This is a genomic window from Shewanella yunxiaonensis (assembly GCF_018223345.1).
In the GTDB taxonomy this organism is placed as follows: domain Bacteria; phylum Pseudomonadota; class Gammaproteobacteria; order Enterobacterales; family Shewanellaceae; genus Shewanella; species Shewanella yunxiaonensis.
On record NZ_CP073587.1, the window covers coordinates 3,140,920 to 3,163,102 of the forward strand.

The 22,183-nt window shown below is 47.3% G+C and carries 18 protein-coding genes; 7 read left to right on the forward strand and 11 right to left on the reverse strand.

All coding sequences use genetic code 11. From position 1 onward, the window contains the following. Nucleotides 1-218 precede the first annotated feature (218 nt). From KDN34_RS14380 to KDN34_RS14400, 5 genes are all read left to right on the forward strand, one after another. Nucleotides 219-1,247 (forward strand): ABC transporter substrate-binding protein, encoded by a 1,029-nt coding sequence (locus tag KDN34_RS14380; RefSeq protein WP_212594402.1) that lies wholly within the window; start codon nt 219-221, stop codon nt 1,245-1,247. Next, the gene (locus KDN34_RS14385; RefSeq protein WP_212594403.1) at nt 1,244-2,227 is read left to right on the forward strand and encodes a FecCD family ABC transporter permease; all 984 of its coding nucleotides are present in this window, start codon (nt 1,244-1,246) and stop codon (nt 2,225-2,227) included. Before KDN34_RS14380 ends, KDN34_RS14385 begins: the two co-directional genes overlap by 4 nt. Continuing rightward, entirely contained in the window at nt 2,224-2,979 is a 756-nt protein-coding gene (locus KDN34_RS14390; protein WP_212594404.1) for an ABC transporter ATP-binding protein, read from the forward strand. Before KDN34_RS14385 ends, KDN34_RS14390 begins: the two co-directional genes overlap by 4 nt. Nucleotides 2,980-2,998: 19 nt before the next feature. After that, complete coding sequence (locus KDN34_RS14395) at nt 2,999-3,808, forward strand: class I SAM-dependent methyltransferase (protein ID WP_212594405.1); 810 nt, start codon at nt 2,999-3,001, stop codon at nt 3,806-3,808. 171 nt (nt 3,809-3,979) lie between these two features. Beyond that, a complete protein-coding gene (locus tag KDN34_RS14400) occupies nt 3,980-5,953 on the forward strand; it encodes a TonB-dependent receptor plug domain-containing protein (RefSeq protein ID WP_212594406.1) in 1,974 nt (657 codons plus the stop codon). A gap of 114 nt (nt 5,954-6,067) precedes the next feature. Here the strand turns inward: KDN34_RS14400 and KDN34_RS14405 are convergent, their stop codons facing one another. Together KDN34_RS14405 and KDN34_RS14410 are read right to left on the reverse strand one after the other, a co-directional pair. Further along, on the reverse strand, nt 6,068-7,978 hold the full coding sequence (locus tag KDN34_RS14405; protein ID WP_212594407.1) for an alpha/beta hydrolase family protein: 1,911 nt from the start codon (nt 7,976-7,978) through the stop codon (nt 6,068-6,070). A 65-nt stretch (nt 7,979-8,043) separates the two neighbouring features. Beyond that, a complete protein-coding gene (locus KDN34_RS14410) occupies nt 8,044-11,277 on the reverse strand; it encodes a TonB-dependent receptor domain-containing protein (protein WP_212594408.1) in 3,234 nt (1,077 codons plus the stop codon). 573 nt (nt 11,278-11,850) lie between these two features. Here KDN34_RS14410 and KDN34_RS14415 point away from each other — a divergent pair. Continuing rightward, nucleotides 11,851-13,476 carry an ArnT family glycosyltransferase gene (locus KDN34_RS14415; RefSeq protein ID WP_212594409.1) on the forward strand — a complete coding sequence of 542 codons (1,626 nt, stop codon included), beginning with the start codon at nt 11,851-11,853 and terminating at the stop codon, nt 13,474-13,476. A 44-nt stretch (nt 13,477-13,520) separates the two neighbouring features. Here KDN34_RS14415 and KDN34_RS14420 read toward each other — a convergent pair whose 3' ends face one another. From KDN34_RS14420 to petA, 7 genes are all read right to left on the reverse strand, one after another. Beyond that, nucleotides 13,521-15,230 carry an FAD-dependent oxidoreductase gene (locus tag KDN34_RS14420; protein WP_212594410.1) on the reverse strand — a complete coding sequence of 570 codons (1,710 nt, stop codon included), beginning with the start codon at nt 15,228-15,230 and terminating at the stop codon, nt 13,521-13,523. Nucleotides 15,231-15,643: 413 nt separating this feature from the next. Continuing rightward, complete coding sequence (locus KDN34_RS14425; RefSeq protein ID WP_212594411.1) at nt 15,644-15,943, reverse strand: DUF134 domain-containing protein; 300 nt, start codon at nt 15,941-15,943, stop codon at nt 15,644-15,646. A gap of 166 nt (nt 15,944-16,109) precedes the next feature. Beyond that, nucleotides 16,110-16,571 carry a ClpXP protease specificity-enhancing factor gene (locus tag KDN34_RS14430; protein ID WP_212594412.1) on the reverse strand — a complete coding sequence of 154 codons (462 nt, stop codon included), beginning with the start codon at nt 16,569-16,571 and terminating at the stop codon, nt 16,110-16,112. Beyond that, entirely contained in the window at nt 16,571-17,200 is a 630-nt protein-coding gene (gene sspA, locus KDN34_RS14435; protein ID WP_212594413.1) for a stringent starvation protein SspA, read from the reverse strand. The genes KDN34_RS14430 and sspA overlap by 1 nt, the downstream gene beginning before the upstream one ends. A gap of 95 nt (nt 17,201-17,295) precedes the next feature. Beyond that, nucleotides 17,296-18,024, reverse strand: coding sequence for a cytochrome c1 (locus KDN34_RS14440; RefSeq protein ID WP_212594414.1), 729 nt, complete (start codon nt 18,022-18,024; stop codon nt 17,296-17,298). Continuing rightward, nucleotides 18,021-19,235 (reverse strand): cytochrome b, encoded by a 1,215-nt coding sequence (locus KDN34_RS14445; RefSeq protein WP_407695773.1) that lies wholly within the window; start codon nt 19,233-19,235, stop codon nt 18,021-18,023. Before KDN34_RS14445 ends, KDN34_RS14440 begins: the two co-directional genes overlap by 4 nt. Beyond that, on the reverse strand, nt 19,235-19,822 hold the full coding sequence (gene petA / locus KDN34_RS14450) for a ubiquinol-cytochrome c reductase iron-sulfur subunit (protein WP_212594415.1): 588 nt from the start codon (nt 19,820-19,822) through the stop codon (nt 19,235-19,237). The genes KDN34_RS14445 and petA overlap by 1 nt, the downstream gene beginning before the upstream one ends. Nucleotides 19,823-19,846: 24 nt before the next feature. Here petA and KDN34_RS14455 point away from each other — a divergent pair, with 24 nt between their 5' ends. Further along, entirely contained in the window at nt 19,847-20,125 is a 279-nt protein-coding gene (locus KDN34_RS14455; RefSeq protein WP_212594416.1) for a hypothetical protein, read from the forward strand. Here the strand turns inward: KDN34_RS14455 and hflC are convergent. Together hflC and hflK are read right to left on the reverse strand one after the other, a co-directional pair. Beyond that, nucleotides 20,075-20,998 (reverse strand): protease modulator HflC, encoded by a 924-nt coding sequence (gene hflC / locus KDN34_RS14460; RefSeq protein ID WP_212594417.1) that lies wholly within the window; start codon nt 20,996-20,998, stop codon nt 20,075-20,077. The genes KDN34_RS14455 and hflC overlap by 51 nt on opposite strands. Nucleotides 20,999-21,001: 3 nt before the next feature. Continuing rightward, the gene (hflK, locus tag KDN34_RS14465; protein ID WP_212594418.1) at nt 21,002-22,165 is read right to left on the reverse strand and encodes an FtsH protease activity modulator HflK; all 1,164 of its coding nucleotides are present in this window, start codon (nt 22,163-22,165) and stop codon (nt 21,002-21,004) included. Nucleotides 22,166-22,183: the final 18 nt, after the last annotated feature.

Here is a 22,183-nt window from a genome sequence, read left to right on the forward strand (position 1 = left end):
GTTTGACCGCAACCACACAGGTAACGCAACCGACGAATACCCAACATGATGCAACACCTCTATCGTATAAGTATTCCGAGGTAAGCACTGACCTCAGTCAAGCCATAAGCTCAGATCTGCAAGCAAGCTCACACTCAGTTACCTTGACAGCATCGCTGATTTCCATAGCATATCGTTATATATTTTTTTATATATCGAATTTTCCAGGATTTTAAGATATGGATATGCAGCGCCGCATGTTGCTACAGGGACTGATGGCCAGTGGCACCCTCGCAGCATGGCCGCAATTAGCGATGGCAGATACCCCTTTGGTATTGCCCTTCGGTAAAATCCCCGCCCCGACTGACGTACGCAAGGTGCTGAGTGCTGGCGCACCAGCAGATATGCTATTGCTGGCCCTGGCACCGCAACACCTGCAAGGGTTCTCCAGTTTCAGCCTACAGCAGGATTTTCCCTGGTTTAGCCAGTCAGTGCGTGGATTACCCAAGCTCGGTCGACTTGCAGGGCGAGCCAGTACACTGTCGCTGGAACAACTATTGGCGCTAAAACCGGATATCATTGTCGACTGTGGTGACGTTACCAATACATTTCGTTCAGTGGCCCAAAGAACCGTCGCTCAGACCGGCATTCCTTACGTGTTAGTCAGTGGTCAATTGACCGACTCACCAGCGCAACTGACACAAACCGGAGCCCTGCTGGGGGTTGAAGCCACCGCGGCACAATTGGCAAGTATGGCTAAGCAGATCCTGAGTGATGCCAAAAATTTTGCCGCCAATACGGGTAAAAATATTCGCTTTTATGCCGCTCGCGGTGCCCGAGGTTTAGAAACCGGCCTTGCTGGCTCCTTACACACCGAAGCGATTGAGCTACTGGGATTACGCAATGTCGCCGAAGTCAGTGGCCGTAACGGGCTTGCCCAAGTATCGATGGAACAACTGCTACTGTGGCAACCCGATCTGATCATCACGCAGGACATCACGACGTGGCAGCACATTACACAGTCGCCGCAGTGGCAAGGCGTTCGAGCCGTCAAACAGCAACAAGTGTTGTGTTATCAGCGCTTCCCTTTTGGCTGGTTGGATGCACCGCCAGGTGTCAATCGTTTACTGGGACTTAGAAGACTCCAGGCGCATTTGGATAGCCGCTTGAGGCCTACTTTTAAGACTGACATGCAGCAGTTTTTTCAGACGTTTTTTCACAGCAGTCTGAGCGATGATGACTATCGCATACTGGTACCGGCAATATGAAGTATTGGTCTGCAGCCGTTGTCTGCACATTACTGCTAATAGCGATGGTGTTCGCGCTGACGTCTGGGAAATATCCGTTAAATCTTGCTGACATTGGTCACTTGTTGATTGACAACAAGACCGCCGATCCCCAGTTATCCATTGTATTCTGGCAGATCCGGATGCCAAGAATGCTGGCAGCGGTAATGATTGGCGCCGGGTTAGCCGCGGCCGGGACCGCCTATCAGGGAATGTTCCGTAATCCGTTAGTATCACCGGATATTTTGGGAGTCGCGGCTGGCGCGGGAATGGGCGCCAGTGTGGCAATTTTGCTCGGATTATCAATGTTATTGATTCAATCATTGGCATTTGCTGGCGGATTACTGGTGGTCGGACTGGTCTGCGTTATCGCGCGCTTTACCCGGCGCCAAGACCCAGTGTTATCACTGGTGTTAATCGGCATTGCGGTTGGCACCGTGTGCAGCGCCATGATCTCCCTGATCAAAGTGCTGGCTGACCCTTATACCGAATTACCGTCAATCACCTTTTGGCTGCTCGGGGGATTAAACAGCATTACCTTGAGCGATTTAAAAATCGCCGCACCGCTGACGTTACTTGGCATACTCCCGCTATGGTTGCTGCGCTGGCGCATGAACTTGCTGAGTCTGCCAGATGAAGAAGCCAGCGCCTTGGGCGTTAACGTTGTACGTCTGCGAGCAGTTTTCATTATCAGTGCCACGCTTATCACCGCCAGTGCGGTTGCTATTGCTGGCATCATCGGCTGGGTCGGGTTAGTCATACCGCATATTTGCCGCATGCTCACCGGGGCCAATAATCAACGATTACTGCCGATGGCGATGGCAACCGGCGCAATTTTGCTTTTGGTAACAGACACGCTGGCACGTACTGTCAGTGCGGTAGAATTGCCGCTTGGCATATTGACGGCGCTGATCGGTGCACCGTTCTTTCTGTTATTGCTGATGCGGAGAGAACGGCTGTGACACTGGTGCAATTTGAAAACACTGCGGTGGGTTACCCACAACATCCGGTACTGCAACAGCTCTCTTTTACGATTGCACAAGGTGAAGTTTGCTGTCTGCTCGGCGCCAATGGTTGTGGCAAAACCACATTAATTCGCAGTTTGTTGGGCCGATTACCCTTGCGTGGCGGCAATATTTTGTTGCAGCAACGCGCGATAAAAGCATGGCGTAGTGAAGATCTGGCGAAATGGATGGCCTATGTGCCACAGGCGCATGATGGTCCATTTACCTTTAGTGTTTTGGACATGGTATTGATGGGACGCAGTATACATCTGCCGTTGTTTTCCTCACCATCGGCAAAAGATCGACGATTGGCGCTGGAGTTATTGGACAATCTGGGGATCTATCACCTCGCGGCACGATTATATCCGTCACTTAGCGGTGGCGAGCGGCAGTTAGTGCTGATTGCCAGAGCACTGTTACAACAGCCGAAATTACTGGTGATGGATGAACCAGCGGCCAGTCTCGACTTCGGCCACCAGATCAAGTTACTGGAAAAAATCCGCCAGCTGAAAAGTACTGGAATGACCTTGTTGATGTCGACCCATCATCCGTTACACGCCAGAGCAATTGCTGACCGGGTTGTGCTACTGTCAAAGCACGAGGGCGCACGACAAGGCAGTGCTGCGGCCATGCTCACAGGACAAAAACTGGCAGCACTCTATGATGTACAGGAAGCGGATATCAGACATCACCTGGGAATCGAAATTTAAGCCTATAAGGAATCAGTCAATGATACTGGACGAGTTAAACTTTGCCGAACTTTACCGGCAACAGATGCAGCAGGCAGGCCGCACCACTAAAGCGCCGGAACACTGGGATGCCCGAGCTGAAAAAATGGCAGAAGTGTGTGCTAATCCGCAGGATCCTTATCTGGTACAACTACAAAGCAAAATTGATCTGCGAAATGCCAGCACCCTGTTGGATATGGGTTGTGGCCCCGGCTCAGTCTGTCTCAATTTAGCGGGCTCACTCACCCGGGTTTGGGGCGTCGATTACAGCCGAGGGATGTTGGAAGTAGCCGGAAGACGAGCCGCAGCCATGGGCTTACAAAACGTTACCCTGCTCAATAAATCCTGGGAAGATGACTGGACAGAGATCCCCGAATGCGACATTGCAGTTGCATCGCGCTCAACGCTGGTTGCCGATCTGCAGCAAGCGCTGATCAAACTCAATAATAAAGCCCGATTGCGCGTTTATACCACTCATACGGTAGCCACATCGTTTGTCGATGTGGCGGTGCAACGTGCAGTGGGTCGCCCGGTCGTTGAACTACCTAACTATATTTTCGCTGTTAACATTTTATATCAACTGGGGATCCATCCTAAGGTTGATTATATCCGTGGCCCCAACTGCCAAAATAAAACAGAAAGCTTTGAACAGTTTTCAGAATCCGTCAGTTGGTCATTGGGAACTCTCGACGACACAGAATTACAACGCCTGTTTGATTTTTACCAACAGAAAAAACGTATGGGGCAAGTGATTGTTCCGCCATCCCGTGACTGGGCATTGGTTTACTGGGACAAAACCCAAACACTGTAACTTAGCGAATATCAGGCTTACCTGACGGTAAGCCTTTCTGACGGTGCAATGATCCCCAATTGCTACCGATAACCACCGCCTTTCAGCCATTCTGACAGGCAGCGAATTACTGCCAAATTTTGGCATAGTCATCGATATATACTAATTTATATATCGAATTTGAGGTTCAACATGATATTGAAAAAACTCTCACTGCTCATGATCATCGCAATATCAGGGCAACATTATGCTCAGGCAGATGAGCCATCAGACACCGAACGTCTCACTATCTGGGGTAGTCAGGTTGCCGATAGCAGCGACGCTATTGATCAACAAACATTGGAACAGTTAGGAAAGACCAATGTTGCGCAGGCACTCAGTGTTATCCCCGGTGTATCGTTGCAAAAATCCGGTAGCCGGAATGAACTCCAAGTCAGAGTACGTGGTTTTGATAGTCGCCAGGTGCCGGTATTTTACGATGGGATCCCGATTTATGTGCCTTATGATGGCAACCTTGATCTGGGACGTTTTCTGTCATCCAATCTTGATTCCATTGAGGTTTCCAAAGGTTATACCTCACTGCTCCAGGGGCCCAACCAGATGGGTGGGGCGATTAATTTAACGACCCATAAACCACAGGCGCCATTTGAAGCCAGTGCGGCGTATCGCCAAGGGTTTACCCGCAATAGCAGCAATGCCTATGACGCAGATTTATCCCTCGGTATGCGAAGCGATCTGGGTTACTTGCAGTTTACCGGCAGTCAGCTGAAACAGGACTATCTTGGATTGCCATACGGCACCAATAATGATGTCGCCGGTACCGATGGCAAACTTATCAACTCTGCGGCAAACGATAAACGCGGCGTCATCAAATTAGGTATTACCCCGAATGCTAACGATGAATACACCTTTACCTATATAAAGCAGGATGGCCAAAAAAATAACCCACCCTATGCCGGGACCTCAGATCAGTCGTCTCGCTACTGGCAGTGGCCGGACTATGATAAAGACAGTTATTACTATCAGGGGCTTACACAGATAGGTGACATCTTCACCCTCAAAAGCCGGCTATACCATGATGTTTTTGCCAATACGCTGATGATGTACAACTCACTTTCAGCACTGGAAAAGAAAAGCGGCTATTACAGTCGTTATGATGATTTCAGCAATGGCGCAGCCCTGCAACTAAGCGCTGATATGCGCCAGCGTGATCAACTATCGTTTGCGGCGCACTGGAAAGAAGATGTCCATCGTGAAAAAGACGCCCCGGATGCACTATATGATCGTTATAAGGATCGTACGATCTCGCTAGCCGCTGAATACCAATGGGCAATATCAACGCAGTTTGATGCGGTTGCGGGCATCAGCTATGACAAACGCCAAAGCCTTGAAGGGATGCAGCATGAAAATGACGGCAGTATCACCCAGTATGATGACAACGATCAGCATGCATTTAACTGGCAAGGGCTGCTCAAATACCATGTGAATGACAGCGATGCGCTGACAGTGTCCTTATCAGATCGTAGCCGTTTCCCCACACTTAAAGAACGGTACACCACATCAAAACCTGCAACTGGACAAGTGGCACTGGTAAATCCGCAGCTAAAACCAGAACGTGCACGGGCATTGGATATCACTTACAACGGCTTGTTTAATTCGCAATGGAGCTATGAGGCAAGTGCTTATTACAACCGCGTCGATGATGCCATTCTTGCCATCAATATTGACGCAGACACGGTACAAAATCGCAACAGTGGCCGCGTAGATTACCGCGGCGTAGATTTAGGCATCTCAGGACATGTAAGCACATATGCTCAAATGGGACTGAGCTATAGCTATACCCATGCCGATGTTAAACGCCAAGAGCTTGGTGAAATCACCGGATTACCCGAACAGATGGGAAATGCCTGGGTCAAACTGACGCCTTGGGATCCCTTGAGCCTGACCGTATCCGAAGAGATCCGCTCATCAAGCTATAGTGATAGTGACGGCTCACAAATTGCTGCGGGATTTGCAGTGACCAATCTGCGCGCTGACTATCAGTTGCTGCCACGACTCAGTCTGAATACTTCAGTAAATAACCTGTTTGACCGTAGTTATGAATATGCCGAAGGTTTTATCGAGCAAGGTCGTAACTTTTGGCTAGGCGTGGAATACCACTTGTAAAGCATATGGGTTGTAGCACAGCAGCCTGTTACCTCGTCTGATCCTCTGTGCAAGCAAAAGCCGGTGATTACTGGTCATAATCACCGGCTTTTTATCATTTAGTCGGCGCTAGGCTTATTGTGCGAAACCGCACTTATTATCCAGCCATCCCAACAACTCTCGATACAAGGTCTGCTTATGATCATAGAACAGGGTATCAGAGAAATGATCGGCATCTTTCAGTTCAACATAGCGATAATCTTTATGGTACTGCTTCAGTTTATCGACAAAATCATGGCTGTGTTTGATGGGGACCCGGCTATCGATATCGCCGTGGATCACTAAGATAGGTACATTGACTTTATCGACCTGCTCTACCGGAGAAACCCCTTTCACCGTGGGCTGCTGCAACATACTCAGAAAACGATTGTCATTCAGTACCGCATTCAAACGGTTTAAGTCGCTGACACCAGCCCCAGCAATGGAACATTGGTAAATATTATTTTCCCGCATAGCGCTGACAAATGCCGCATAACCACCATAACTCCAGCCAAACATCGCGAGTTTTGACTTGTCAGCCAGCCCTTTATTGATCAAATACTGGGCAGCGTCATCAAGATCATCCTGCATCTTTAGACCCCAGTTTTTATCACCGGCTTTCCAGTAATCTAAACCGTATCCCGTTGACCCGCGGTAATTTGGCTGGATCACCAGATAGCCGTGATGGGCTAACAGTTGTGACCACTCATCAAACACCACTACATCGCGCACCCAAGGCCCACCATGTGGCAACACAACCGTTGGATATGGCGCTTTGCCAGTTTTAGGTATCGTCACGTAAGCGTATATTTTGCGGCCATCTCTGGCGCTATAAGAAATATATTTTACATCAGACAGTTCTGAGGGTTGCAGCGAAGGCCGGGTCGGCCCGATTTTTTGCAGCGATTTTTTATCAAGCAGCAGATAATATTCACCAGGATTTGTCGCTGATTGTGCGAATAGCACCAGCACGCCATCATCATCGCTGCGACTGACAATACGCACTACCTGTTCTGGGAACAACTGAGTCAACGCATCGTTTACGCCTTGGTCATAATCAGTGAGAAAATAACTTTCCGGATATTTATTGGTGTAGGTAAATGCCACCAGCTGGTGTTGCCGATTGAAACGCGCGCCATCCACATCCACATTCTGCAAACCAAACTGTCGTTCTGAATACTTTCCGGTAATTAGGTCATAACTATAGATCCCTGACTTGTCTTCACCGTGGTTCATATTGATGTACAGCAAATTAGGATTTTTATTATCAAACCCCAACACCTCAAACGTTTCACGATCGGTAGGCAGGTTTTTTTTCAATAACATCCAGTCTTCACTACCTTTTTTTCTGGCGTAAATATCGATGCTACTGTCTGCCAAATCAAATCCTTGGCCGATCCTGACGTCACCGTCATTATCCGTCATGAAGCCACCGTTAATTTTATCAGAACCGCGCACAACAATTGAGGTTCTGCCGTTGGTGACATCTAGCTTGATCACATCCGGGATTCGATTGTTATTGGCATCACCATAAATCAGGATGTTATCTTTATCCTGTGGCAACAGGTCGAGAATTTGGAAACCGCCCCGGCTACTGTTGGAAAAAGGCACAAGCCAGTCACCGTGACCATCGGCATCCGTAAACGCATATTTACTGACCCAAGATTTATGGGCACCATCTTCGAGTAGTTGTCGAAAAGCAACGGCGATTTTTTTGTTATTTACCCAAATTACGCCGGAGACCAACATCTTGCTGGCACCCAGTACAACCGGCTTTTTGGCAAGATCATGGGCATCGTATATCTCAATGACATAGTCACCATTTTTGGAAGTTGCGCGGACTACCGCAACTTTGCTGCCATCCGCAGCAACGCTAACTGAGCGAATAAATGGCAACGACGCAAAACTGTCTATTTCATTGTTAACGTCCGTGTGTTCCGCAGAAAAAACGTTTGTACCGAAGCATAATCCCAAACATGCTACGACCAATACATTCATCAATTTCATGTGGTGATTTCCTTTAAGAAGATGAATGGCCCCAAATAGGGGCCATTTTGATACTTCACGCCAAGTTAGAATTTAGCGCTTACGTTCAGGAACATCGTACGTGGTTCAGCATAACCGACACCTAAAGGAATGTTGGTATTGGCCGAAGTGACATAACCATCAACTTTCGGTGGACGTTTGTTAAATACGTTACGAACCCCCAAGTTAACTGAGTAGTTATCCCACTCGTAACCAACTGACATGCTGTGTACCCAGTAGTTGGTGGTATAACCTAATGGACGGCACAACAGTGGTGAACCATCATCGTTGTACATACCGGTACAACCAACGGTATTAGCCTCAAAGTCGTATTGATACTCATCGTCTTCACGTCCTTTACCGATAAAGCGTGTTTGCCAGTTCAGGAAGAAGTCGTTGTACTTAATGCTCAATAACGCATTACCACGCCATTCTGGATAAGCTGGCTCACCGACATAGTCGTTAACAGTACCCAGAACGTCATAAGTGGCATCGGTCATCTTGGTGGCGGTCATGTCCAAGGTGACTTCCATACTGTTCTGGAACAGCACCAAGTCCTGCTTATAGAAGAGGTTGAAGTCAAAACCTTTAGACGTAATCAGACCAATATTGATGAAGCTGGTGTCAATCAATGACAAGGTACCATCATCGCCACGAGTCAAACGATCACAAAATGCGGCATTACCATTAGAGGAATAACATTGGCCAATACTGTAACTGGCAGAAGGCTCTGCAATACTGCTAGTCACTTCAATATCAAAGCGAGTTGCAGACAATGTCAGCTCAAAAGCATCGGTAAATGGCTGTTCAAACACAATCCCGTAAGTTTTGGCCACAGAAGTTTCTGGATCCAACTCTTCACTACCACCACTGGCGGCTTCTACGCTATAGGAGCTACTGAAGGAGTTTTCGCCGTTTTGGCCTAAGCCTAAGGTTGTTGGGTCAACACCAGCGGCATAACAACGCTCTAATACGGCTGGATCACGCTCATCAAGTGATGCGTCGTAAGTAGCTGGAGTATTAGGATTTAATGGATCGGCCACCCGAGCATCAGCAGGTACCACACAGGGGTCGGTCACAGTGTTGAAACCAGACTGTCCATTAAGGAAGTGCTCACGTAAGTTAGGCGCTCGGTAAGATGTACCTTTGGTTCCTCGAATAGTCAACCATTCAACAGGACGGTATACCGCTTTTAAGCTGTAGGTTTTGGCCGCACTGTAATAAGTTTCCTTAGAGATACGCCCTGATGCGGTAAAGGTCAGTTCCTCTACGCCAGGAACACCTTTCACCAAAGGGAACTCCAGTTCGGTGAACGCTTCACGCAGGATACGTGAACCGTCAGCACCAGCATCTGAATAGAAGCCCCACAACAGGCCATCCGCTGCGACATCATTGGGATTGGAAGTAATTTCATCACGACGCCATTCCACACCAAAAATAGAGGCAACACCTTCGTTATTCCAAGGCAACTGGAATAAATCACCGCCAATGTAACCGTTAACAACGGTCTGGTTAACCTTAGTTTCCATGCGACGGTCAACCATCAGGTAATTATATTCCGCATCGGTCAGCGTACCTCCACCCGCCTGATAAATGTTATCTGCAAACAGATTTACTGGCACACATCCATCAGATCCATCGCCACAAGTGATTGAACCATCATCATTCAACACACTGGTATACAATGAATTCAGCAAGCGTTCTTCACTGATCCCGGTCATATTGTTAGTACCTTTAGAGGCACTGTAAGAAACATAAGCATCGTAATACCAGTTTTCTAAACCGATATTATCCAGTAGTTTCAGGTCACCAGTGGCGCCCAATACGGTGCGATACTGCGAGACTTCAACATCTGAGCGGTCACGATCGCCCCGGATATTAATGATGGGTCGCGCCCACACTGGGCCCCAATCCACCCCAACCGCATTCATACAGTTAATACCATTGGTACCACAAGGGTTGTATGGGTTAGTGTCTGGCACCCATTCAAAAATCTGCGCACCTGGGCCGAACTGTGGCGATTTACGCTTGGCATACAAGCCTTCGTAGTAAATCGTGGTATTGCTATCATCCTGGAGGTTATATTCGCCATTCAGCATGATTGAAAAACGCTTATTACGACTCTTATAATCACCTGATTTATAGTAATCAGACTGCTGATAAGCATATAACGGATCTTCGAAGTCAACGTCGGTATAGCCATCGCCATTGCCATCTACAATTGCCCGATCTGGAATACCATCGCCATTTGAGTCAGCCATTATCCAAGTAGGCAGATAGCCTGCATAAGCGGTAGGGACGTTACTCTCTGAGAAATTTGGAACCCCCACGTTGGTATACCCTGGGGTGTAATACAGACTGCCAAAGAAGTTATCAAACTGTACCCGGTTAGTCAGAGGATAAATTTCACAAGTATCCACGTCGCCACGCGCCGTTGGCCCATAACCACTGGCACGGGTAATTCTGCGACCGTCTTGAGTTTCCCAAATACGCTCTTCGCAACCATTAGTAAAATCATTGCCAGCATATGACATAGCTTTCTGGTCATGGTATTCAGCACCGACAGTGACAAAACCATTATCAAAGGTTTTACCCCACATACCAGACAAAACATACTCTTCACCGCCATCACCTTTTGGTTGGGCATAACCCGCAGTGAAATCAAAACCTTCAACGTCTTTCTTCAGAATAACGTTGGCAACACCGGCAACAGCATCTGAACCATAGATAGTCGATGCACCATCAAAGAGGTTTTCAATACGCTGGATCATCACCCCAGGGATCAAATTAAGATCGGGAGCAGTAGGCGCCCCACCGACCCCAGCGGGAGCCATACGGCGACCATTGATCATCACCAGTGTACGTTCGGCACCAAGACCTCGGAAACCGATAGTTGACGACCCAGGACCATTATCTGTGACATATCCACCAAAGGTATTGTCTATCTGTACCCCAGAAGCCTGACTGGTAGTCTGCAACATTGAGGTCGCATCAAACATCCCCAAATCTCGCGAAATATCCCCGTCGATCACCTGAACTGGTGATGCTTGGGAAAATTCTGCTTTACGAATTCGAGTACCAGTGACGATGAGCTTTTCAATATTCTCTTCATCTTCCAGTGTCGCTGTTTTGGCCTGAACATCTTCCTTTAAAACAGGTCGTTCGATCTTTTTAGATGTTTCTGCATCACCCTGATCGGCGGCAACTGCATACACTGAGGTTACGTATCCCAACATCAATGCATATCGAATTGTCGTCGCAATTATGTTTTTCCTAAACATAAATGTTCTCCATTCTCCGAATCAATATATTCAACACAATGTATTGATTTATATTGTTTTTATAATGTTTTAAGAGCATCTGTCTGATGACAGTACGGCGGCTCGATAGAGGCGTTAGGCAAGCTAACAGAACGAACGTAACATTAATTAAATTGATTGTTAACTTTTAGTTATTGATCAATTACATATTCTTACAATATTGACACTTATATTTTGGAGAATTTTTAGAAAATCTAGTTAGATATTTCCTAAATCAGAAAAAAATTATAAATAGTCATTGTTAATCATGATGTTGTGTTATTCATCAAGAGTTTTTCAACTATTAAAATAGTATTAAAAATAAACATAATTTAATAGATTAAATATTTTTATGAGTAAACATTTGTAAATGAAACAACATATTTATATATTTTTTAATAATACTTGCGATTAGTTGATATAAATCTTTCTGACACGCAGATTGTGACCAATGGTCAGCGATAAACCAGAGAGACTTGATACCGTTAATAAATTATTAATAATTGGCAGTCACTATCAGTCGCTTAGAATCAATAGGTATAAGTTTTTAACGGTATGAATAACCGCCTCACTCCTGCACCTACTTCAGTGGGTCATATCTCTTCGACCGCTTTTCTTTGGTGCACCTTACTCGCGGCATTAGGTTTAATTGCGGCACATCTGTGGTTACGACCGCTGATGCCAGTCGATGAAACTCGCTATGTCTCTGTCGCCTGGGAAATGTGGCGAGATCATAACTGGCTAGTACCACACCAAAACGGCGAAACCTATGCCCATAAACCACCGCTGTTGTTTTGGCTAATTAATCTTGCGTGGGCGCTGTTTGGCGTTAGCGAATGGCCTGCCCGGTTATCGGTCCCCTTAGCGGCTTGCATTAATTTCTGGCTGCTGCATTTGCTGGCCAAAAAGTATTATCCATCCTCCGAGACCGCGGCGCGCTTTGCCCCGGTGATCTTGTTGGCTTTGGGAGGCTGGTGTTTTTATCTGCCGACCATCATGTTTGATCTGCTGTTAAGTATCTTTGTGTTGCTGTGGATACTGAGCTGCTTGGAATTCAGTGAAAGTGGCAGCAAAAAGGCGCTGGCATTAGCGGGTTTTGCTATCGGTATGGGATTACTGGCAAAGGGACCGGTAATGCTGCTCTATGCGGTTCCTTTCATGTTGCTCAGACGATGGTGGCAAGCGGAAAACAGTATTGAATCCAAGCGTTTTGCTAAAGGCTGTGGACTGGCAATCTTAATCGGCTTGTTGCTGTTAGCGTGTTGGGTGATCCCCGCCGTTATTGCGGGTGGTGGCGCTTATGAAAATGAATTGATCTGGAAACAGACCACTGGCCGGATGGTATCGGCCTTTGCCCATGCACGTCCAATATATTGGTATTTATATTTGTTACCCATACTGTTGCTGCCATTACCGCTGTTGGGGGGGGTCTGGAAAAGTAGTCTGTTTAAAGTGACCGTCGCCAAAGACAAAGCGCTGCTGATTTACATTGCACTGATCATTGGGTGTTTCAGCCTGATCAGCGGTAAACAGATCCACTATCTTTGTCCACTGATGCCAATTATTGCGTTATATGTGGCTGGAAAGGTGCAACCAAACAAGTTTGGTCGCAGCTACCTGTTAGCTGCTGCCAGCGCCCTAATTGCCGCGGCGATTATTTCATTACCTTACTGGGCATCGCACATTTTCAAAAATATTCAGCAACCTCACGTGTATACCTGGGTGGCTATTGCACCACTGTTGATGGTAGCAGTGTCGCTAGTTAAATTCCGGCAGGAACAACTGACGTTATACGTGCGTTTTCTGGTGTTTCCGGTATTAATTACCAGTTTACTGATGACGGTCAAACTCCCGTTGCACCAGTCCTATGACATAACTCAAGCGGCAAAGGAAGTTAAAATACTTCAGGATCAAGGCAATACGCTGGTATTTTGGGATAAATATGACAATCAATTTCAGTTTGCTGGCAAGCTGTATCAGCCCATTATTGATTTGCAGGGCGATTATCCAGAACGACTGAGCTGGCTAGAAGCACATCCTCAGACAATTGTGATATGCCCTATCAATCACCCTTCTGATGCATTGCTTAAAGGCGCTATCTACTCGCAAACCTATCGTGGCCGATATTTGTTGATAGTGAAAGCTACTGACTTTATCAGCTTTATGCGCACCCAAGGTTAGCGGCATAAAAAAGAGCGGCTTGACCGCTCTTTTTCATTGTCCACTTAGAATTTTGCCATAGTCATCTGAAAGGTTTTATAACCGCCGCTGAGGTTACGGACATTAAAACCATTTTGCTGCAACATGCGATAAGCCACATGTCCACGCAAACCGACCTGACAAGCCACTAATATTTCTTTATCTTTCGGCAATTCATTCATTCGTTGACGCAACTGGTCAACCGGAATATTCACCGCCGCAGGAAATGCTCCGACGTTCACCAGCTCTGGTGGATTACGCACATCCAGCACTAGTTGATCAGCCGTTGGTTGCGCCACGTCTTCAGAATGGCAAACATGTTCATCACCATCGAGCACATTGGTTGCTACCATGCCGGCTTGATTCACTACATCGCGCGCTGAGCCAAAAGGTGGAGCATAAGTCAGCTCCAGATCCTGCAAATCTCGGACAGTCATCCCGGCTCGCTGAGCTACAGCCAACACATCAATACGCTTATCTATGCCATCCATGCCCGCAGCCTGTGCCCCAAGAATCTTGCCATTGTCAGGATCGAACAATAATTTCAATGTTACCGGATGCGCCCCAGGGTAATAGCCGGCATGGCTGGCAGTATGGACGTAGACTTTCTGATACGGCAATTGCAAGCGTTTCAGTGTTTTCTCATTCAACCCCGTGCTGGCAATGGCTAAATCAAACAACTTACAGATAGCGGTTCCTTGAGTACGATGGTACTGCTTATCCAGTCCCAACATATTGTCTGCTGCAATGCGACCCTGACGATTTGCGGGGCCAGCCAGTGGCACTAATGTCGGGTTACCGGTAACGAAATCAGGAGTCTCCACCGCATCGCCAACAGTATATATGTCTGGATCAGAGGTACACATACCGCTATCGACTTTGATACCCCCACGTTCGCCCAAGGCGATACCTGCGCCATTGGCAAGGGCAACATCAGGCTTAACACCTACGGCCATAATGACCATATCCGTTGCCAACGGTTGTGCCGATGACAGAGACAGGCTCAACAACGCGTGATGGGGTGTCGGTTGATCATAAGCATCAACTGCTTCTGGTTCTGCGGGCAAACTGTCGAGACTTTCCACGGCAGTCAGTCCAGTGTTCAGACGCAGATCGACCCCTTTGTTAAGCAATTCTCGGTGAAGCAGGTTAGCCATTTCAGGGTCAACCGGTGCCATCACCTGCGGAGCAAGCTCCAACAACGTTGTGCGAACACCTCGTTGATGCAGCGCCTCAACCATTTCTAAACCGATAAAACCACCACCGACCACAGTGGCATGTTGTGGTTTATGTGCCACAAGCGCCGCAATAATTGCGTCCATATCGGCGATATTACGTAGCGTAAAAACATGGGGATTATTGATACCAGGAATGGGAGGCTTGATTGGGGACGCCCCCGGACTCAATAACAACTTGTCATAGCTTTCTTCGTACGTTTGCCCTGTGAGTACATTTTTAACCTGCAGTTTTTTAGTTACGGCATCAACGGAAAGCACTTCATTGAAAATTCTGACGTCAACATTGAAACGTTTTTTAAAACTTTCAGGGGTTTGCAATAGCAAAGCATCCCTGGACGCAATATCGCCACCAATGTGATACGGTAAGCCACAATTCGCAAACGAGACAAATTCCCCCCGTTCAAGCATGATAATCTGAGCGGTTTCCGACATCCGCCGGGCTCGCGCCGCTGCAGAAGCCCCACCGGCCACTCCACCGACAATGACGATCTTGGTCATACTCACTCCTGTTATTACTATCCAGTAAGTTAATTTCGATATATTGGGTTCGATAGCAAATAAAACGCCTAAGTATCCATGCCAATAGAAACGATTCAGGTTGCAACACTCGCTTTGACTTCATTGAAAAAACCAACCAGAGCCGTTCAGGGAAGTCGTCATCGGCAGCGTTAAACTAGCTTCTATAAGAATAAACTTATGGACTGAATGCAACCCTTTTCATCAAAAACCGCGATAAATGTCGTGGAGAAGCAAGCTGCACGCGAAAGGAGAAGAGTACCGTTTTTACCCGTTAAACTGAGCAGCTTAATTACATTGCGCTTTAAGGTAGAGCTGGAGACATTCTTATAGACATGCGGCATGTATCATTATTGGCATAAGCCAATAATAAGCTCTTCTGTGGGAATGTACAGTTAATCGGTAGATTTATCCGAGGAGTCTGACGCCATCATGAGCGCCTTACCATGCATAAGACAATCGGCCATTTTAAATCGGGCGGACTTAACCAGATTCGCCAGTGTCTGTCGTGAAACGCCCATTTCCTGGGCGGCTTCCTGTTGTTGCATCCCTTGAAAGTCCACGAGTCGTAACGCCTCAAATTCATCCGACCCCAGATAAACCTTGGCTAACTCAGTCATAGGAATTCCATTAGGTTTAAAGCATGAATCTGCTGGTCTTCCACATATTCTGCGGGGAATTTTTGGACGCCCCATTACGGCTCCTGCATCAAATTTAAGTTAATTTTAATAGAGTATGCTTTCCAACTGATGAGTAAAGTATTATTGGTCAGGAGTATGACCCTTGTAACGCTCATCAGCAGGCATCAATGCTCATTAAAAAGCCAGTCACTAAGACTGGCCTTTTCTTATATCTACCTGCTTATTTGACCAAGGTCAAATGCGGTTTACTCTTTGGCTTATCACTGATGGATGTTGAGGTGGCAGTATCCTTCTCATCAGTTTCAGACGGAGAATCATCGACCACATTCAGGAATGACTCTTCGCCATCTTCCAAGAGATAGGCATCTTCCATATCAAATACAGTACCGGCACCATTTTCTCGAGCATAAATTGCGACAATTGATGCCATGGGTAAGACAACTTGCTGTGGCACGCCACCAAAACGGGCGTGAAATTCCACAACATCGTTAGTCATCTGCAAATTTCCCACCGCTGACGCAGCTATATTCAGTACGATCTGACCATCTTTGACATACTGTAAAGGAACTTCAGTTCCCGGAATATTGGCGTCCACTACCACATGAGGCGTCAGATGGTTGTCCATCAACCATTCATAATACGCCCGCAACAGATAGGGGCGACTGGGAGTTAACTCTTTCATTACAGGCCCATACGCATTTCGCGTTCGGCTTCAGTTAATGATGCCTTAAACGAATCCCGTTCAAACACACGAGTCATATATGCTTTGATATCTTTTGCAGTCTTGCCTTCCAGCTCGATTCCCAATGCTGGCAAGCGCCACAGTAAAGGACCAAGGTAACAATCTGCCAAGCCAAATTCTTCACTCATAAAGAAAGGCATTTCAGCAAATACCGGCGCAATCGACAGGATGCTTTCCAGCAGCTCTTTACGGGCATCTTCTGCACGCTCACCCTTACGGATGCGATCTACCAGACTATACCAGTCACGCTCAATACGGTGCATCATCAGACGAGTTTGTCCACGAGATACCGGATATACCGGCATCAATGGTGGATGCGGAAAGCGCTCATCCAGATATTCCATGATGATACGGCTTTCATACAGCACCAACTCACGGTCTACCAAGGTAGGCACAGAATTATAGGGATTGAGTTCGAGTAAATCTTCAGGCAGATCATTAGGGTCAACCTGCAAAACATCCACTGTCACCCCTTTTTCAGCCAATACAATGCGAACTTGATGGCTATAGAGATCGTCAGCCCCAGAAAACAGGGTCATAATAGAGCGTTTATTGGCAGCGACAGCCATTGATACCCTCCAGATTCAGAAAAAACAAATGTAAACGAGGGGCTAAGCCCCCCGTTTACATTATGCGGATGATATATTCTACCTTGTAACTGCCGTTAGTGTACATCTTTCCAATACTCTTTCTTAAGTAACCACGCCAGAAATAGAAAGATAACCAAAAAGCCCAATACCCAAATGCCAATCTGCTGACGTTGGGTTTTCATCGGTTCCGCGGAATAAGCTAAATAGTTTATCAGGTCGGTCACCAAGCGATCATACTCTGTCGCTGACAACTGTCCCCCTGTGGGCGATGACACCCCCACCACTTGTTGTCTTGCTTTGCCATTGATGGTTTCCGTTTCCAATATCGGCTCAGCCAATCCTTGAAGATCCTGCAACACATGGGGCATTGCCACGTACGGGTACTGTAGATTATTAACCCCAAAAGGCCGCTGCGGATCCCGATAGAAACCCTGCAGAAAACGGTAGACCCAGGCTTCGCCTCTGACTCTTACCACTAAGGTTAAATCGGGTGGCGCAACACCAAACCAACGCGCGGCATCCTTTTTCGACATCGCATTTTCCATTAACTCGAAAGACTTGGCATCGGTGAGGATAGCATCCGACATCTGTGCGTCTGATAACTGCAGATCGTTCGCCACCTGGTTATAGCGTTGATAATGGGTACTGTGGCAGCCAGAACAATATTGTTGGAATGCCTTAAAGCCACGCTGAAGCGAGGAAACATCTCGACTGCCTAAATCTATCGGCAATGGCGGAATGCCATCAGTTGCCCAAACACATGTTGGCAACAGTATCAAAAACGCGAGTAATATGGCTCTCATTTGAAGGTCACCCTATCTGGCACAGGCTTGGTTTTCTCGCGTTTACTATAAAACCACAGCGCAATGAAAAAGCCAAAATAGCCCACTGTTAATATCCGGGCCAGCAGTTTCAAAAATAGCGTTTCCGGTTGTAAGCCGATGATGCCTAATGCCACAAAACAGCAAGCAAATTGCAGCAAATTGATTTTGTGCCAACGGCTACGGTAACGCACAGATTTAACCTTACACCGATCGAGCCAAGGCATAATGAATAGCATGACCACCGCCATCGCCATTACCACCATCCCGCCTAACTTGTCGGGGATTGCCCGCAACATCGCGTAAAACGGCGTAAAATACCAAACGGGAGTAATATGATCGGGCGTTTTTAACGGATCAGCCGCTTCAAAATTGGGCCCTTCTAGCAATAAGCCTCCACCTTGCGGCATGAAAAAAATCAGGTAACAAAAGACCAGTAGAAAGCCAGCAACGCCCACCAGGTCTTTAACGGTATAATAGGGATGAAACGGAATGCCATCTAACGGCCAGCCATTCTCATCTTTGAATTTCTTAATCTCCACACCATCGGGATTGTTCGAACCGACTTCGTGCAGCGCAATTAAATGCAGAAAGACTAATACCACCATAATCAGCGGTAACGCAATCGCGTGTAACGCGAAAAAGCGATTAAGTGTGGCACCGGACACGACATAGTCTCCCCGCACCCACAGTGCTAAATCATCGCCGATAACGGGAATTGCACCGAACAGCGAAATAATGACTTGAGCCCCCCAATATGACATCTGTCCCCAGGGCAACAGGTAGCCCATAAAGGCTTCCATCATTAGTACCAGAAAGATCACCATACCAAAAAACCACAGCAATTCTCTCGGCTTTTGATAAGAGCCGTACATCAGGCTACGGAACATGTGCAGGTAAACCACAAAAAAGAATGCGGATGCACCGGTAGAATGCATATAACGCAGCAACCATCCATATTGCACATCGCGCATAATATATTCAATGGAGGCAAACGCACCTTCTACGGTCGGCACGTAACTCATGGTCAGCCAGATACCGGTAAGCAATTGGTTAAACAACACCAACAATGACAACGCGCCAAACAGATACCAGAAATTGAAATTCTTCGGTGCCGGATATTGCCCAATATGCCGTTTATAAGTGGCGCTAACGGGTAATCTTTCATCAATCCATTGTAATAATCTGCTCATCAGCTTGCTTCCTGATCAACACCGATAAGCACTCGCTCATCATCCAGATAACGATGAGGGGGGATCACCAGATTCAATGGTGCGGGCTGTCCCTGAAAAACACGTCCTGCCATATCGAATCCTGAGCCGTGACAGGGGCATAAAAAGCCAGAATCCACACCTTCTATTTCCCGGGAAAAGTCGTCACGGACATATGTTGGCGAGCAACCTAGGTGGGTACAGATCCCGACTGCAATAAAAATATCCGGCTTGATTGAACGGGTGGCATTTGTTGCGTAATCAGGTTGTTGCGGTTCTAGCGAATGAGGATCGCGTAACTTGTCATTATGGCTGTTTAAATTCTGCGACATCGCTGTTGTGCGGCGCACGACCCAGATCGGCTTGCCTCGCCATTCCACTCGAATCATCTGTCCCGGCTCCAACTTGCTGATATTGACTTCTACCGGCAACCCTGCGGCTTTCACCCTTAATGTTGGATTCCAGGATTTGATAAACGGTATCGACGCGGCAACAACACCGGCACCACCGACGGCAGCAGTTGTGATTGCCAGAAATCTACGCCGACTATTATCTGCTGCGTCACTCATCCTTTATCTCCAGAACTGCTTGGCATGGGATTATTGTTGTGGGTTGCCAATGCTGACTACCATACAGGGACAAAACCTGCGCCGCATTATAAAAAAAAAAAAGAAGCAGATCATGGAAAATACTTCATTGTCGACAGCTTAAGCAATCGAACATCTGCACCACTTTATTATCTTACGGTACATGTCATAACGGATGCGCCAGTTAAGGCAATAAAAAACCCGGCATTAGCCGGGCTTTTTATACGTTATCGCTTAGTTGCTCTCTTTCTTCATATATTTGAAGAAATCGCTATCGGGCGCTAACACCATAATGTCAGACTTGTTATTGAAACTGGCTCGATAAGCATCAAGGCTACGCAGGAAGCGGTAGAATTCCGGATCTTTCTGATAAGCATCCGCATAGATTTTAGCGGCGACGGCATCACCTTCCCCGCGAACGACTTGCGCCTGACGCCGTGCATTTGACAAAGTCACAACAACGTTAGCATCGGTACGAGCGCGGATTTTTTCGGCTTCTTCCTTACCACGAGCACGATGTTCTTTGGCTACCGCCTGACGTTCAGCACGCATACGCTGGTAGATGCTGTTACTGACGTTAGCTGGCAAATTGATCTGTTTTACCCTGACGTCAACAACTTCGATACCAAGATCTTCTGCACTCTTCGCGGCATTTTCCAATGCCTGACGCTGCAATTCATCACGGGTACTTCCTTCACCCTGACGGCTGGCATCTTCACTCACACCCGATACGATCTCTTTGATGGTGCGTTTACCGAATTCAGTACGCAAATCACTGTTGATCTTGCGTTGTAACAGTGCTTCAGCGTTGGATTTAATACCACCGTTTGTTGCCAGATAGTATTTTTCGAAATCCTTAATACGCCACTTCACATACGAATCGACCATCAAATCTTTCTTCTCGGAAGTGACAAAACGGTCTGCAGCACCATCCAGTGTCTGAATGCGGGCATCCAGATAACGGATCTTGTCAATCATCGGGATCTTGATATGCAAGCCAGGACCATAGACGCGGGTCACCATCTTGCCATCAACGTTATCTTTCAACACTTCACCGAAACGCGCCACAATAGCGCGTTCGCCTTCATTCACCACCATCAGTGAGGACAAAGCAATCCCGATACAGAAAGCTGCTACTACGATTAAAATTCTGCCCATGGATTATTCCCTCCCCTGACGAGTACGATCTTCACGGGTAGGCCGCCCGGTAATACTGGTATCGCTACCACTGACGTTACGGGACTTCATACTACCAAAACTATTAGTTGGATCAGTGCTGGCACTGGTGTCAGCTGCTGCTGCAGCGGCAGGCGCCTGTTGATGTTCACCGGACAACAATTTATCCAATGGCAGATACATCAAATTGCCGTTGTTTTTAGTGTCCACCAGCACTTTACTCGTGTGGCTGTACACATCCTGCATCGCATCCAGATATAAACGGTTGCGGGTAACTTCCGGCGCTAACTTGTACTCAGGCAATAACTTGTCAAAGCGAGCAACTGCCCCTTCGGCATCCTGCACCACCTGTTCTTTATAGGCTCGAGCATCTTCACTGATACGCTGCACTTGGCCGCGAGCTTTTGGCTCAATTTCACGCTCGTACGCTTCAGCCTGACGAATATAGGTCTGTTCATCTTCCTGTGCAGCGATGGCGTCATCGAACGCTTCTTTCACTTCCTCTGGCGGACGAGCCGGCAGGAAGTTTACGTCGACGATGGTCAGCCCCAGATTGTAGGTCTTGATAATGCGATCAATTTCAGCCCAGGTATCGTCACGGATCTGTGCACGCCCGGTAGTCAGGATATCATCCATATTGGAATGACCAACGACATAACGTAGTGCACTGTCAGTTGCTTCGCTCAAACTCGACCGAGGATCAACGGCACTAAACAGAAACTGATAGGCATCACTGACTTTGTACTGCACATCCAGTTCAACCTGCACTACGTTTTCATCTCCGGTCAGCATACTGCCAGACGCCGGAATTGAACGTACGCTAGCAATGTCAACTGGTGTAACCGTATCAATAAACGTGGCTTTCCAATGCAGGCCAGGACCAACATCACCAATATGGTGTCCGAAACGCAATACTACGCCGCGCTCAGCTTCCTTAATGGTGTAAAAACCAGAGAAAGCCCATACTGCTAATGCAATTGCCAGCACAATGGAGATAGCACCGATACTAAAACCGGAGCCGCCACCTTTACCGCCAAATCGTTTAGACAAATTACGGAACACTTCGTCCATGTCTGGCGGACCTTTATCGTTGCCGCCCTTATTTCCCCAGGGGTCATTGCCCTTGTTACCGGGCTCATTCCAAGCCATTTAATACTCCGTTAAAGG

Coding starts and splice junctions, on each gene's coding strand:
- KDN34_RS14380 (WP_212594402.1), top strand. CDS start 219: ATGGATATGCAGCGCCGCATGTTGCTACAGGGACTGATGGCCAGTGGC.
- KDN34_RS14385 (WP_212594403.1), top strand. CDS start 1,244: ATGAAGTATTGGTCTGCAGCCGTTGTCTGCACATTACTGCTAATAGCG.
- KDN34_RS14395 (WP_212594405.1), top strand. CDS start 2,999: ATGATACTGGACGAGTTAAACTTTGCCGAACTTTACCGGCAACAGATG.
- KDN34_RS14400 (WP_212594406.1), top strand. CDS start 3,980: ATGATATTGAAAAAACTCTCACTGCTCATGATCATCGCAATATCAGGG.
- KDN34_RS14405 (WP_212594407.1), bottom strand. CDS start 7,978: ATGAAATTGATGAATGTATTGGTCGTAGCATGTTTGGGATTATGCTTC.
- KDN34_RS14410 (WP_212594408.1), bottom strand. CDS start 11,277: ATGTTTAGGAAAAACATAATTGCGACGACAATTCGATATGCATTGATG.
- KDN34_RS14415 (WP_212594409.1), top strand. CDS start 11,851: ATGAATAACCGCCTCACTCCTGCACCTACTTCAGTGGGTCATATCTCT.
- KDN34_RS14420 (WP_212594410.1), bottom strand. CDS start 15,230: ATGACCAAGATCGTCATTGTCGGTGGAGTGGCCGGTGGGGCTTCTGCA.
- KDN34_RS14425 (WP_212594411.1), bottom strand. CDS start 15,943: ATGGGGCGTCCAAAAATTCCCCGCAGAATATGTGGAAGACCAGCAGAT.
- KDN34_RS14430 (WP_212594412.1), bottom strand. CDS start 16,571: ATGAAAGAGTTAACTCCCAGTCGCCCCTATCTGTTGCGGGCGTATTAT.
- sspA (WP_212594413.1), bottom strand. CDS start 17,200: ATGGCTGTCGCTGCCAATAAACGCTCTATTATGACCCTGTTTTCTGGG.
- KDN34_RS14440 (WP_212594414.1), bottom strand. CDS start 18,024: ATGAGAGCCATATTACTCGCGTTTTTGATACTGTTGCCAACATGTGTT.
- KDN34_RS14445 (WP_407695773.1), bottom strand. CDS start 19,235: ATGAGCAGATTATTACAATGGATTGATGAAAGATTACCCGTTAGCGCC.
- petA (WP_212594415.1), bottom strand. CDS start 19,822: ATGAGTGACGCAGCAGATAATAGTCGGCGTAGATTTCTGGCAATCACA.
- KDN34_RS14455 (WP_212594416.1), top strand. CDS start 19,847: ATGGGATTATTGTTGTGGGTTGCCAATGCTGACTACCATACAGGGACA.
- hflC (WP_212594417.1), bottom strand. CDS start 20,998: ATGGGCAGAATTTTAATCGTAGTAGCAGCTTTCTGTATCGGGATTGCT.
- hflK (WP_212594418.1), bottom strand. CDS start 22,165: ATGGCTTGGAATGAGCCCGGTAACAAGGGCAATGACCCCTGGGGAAAT.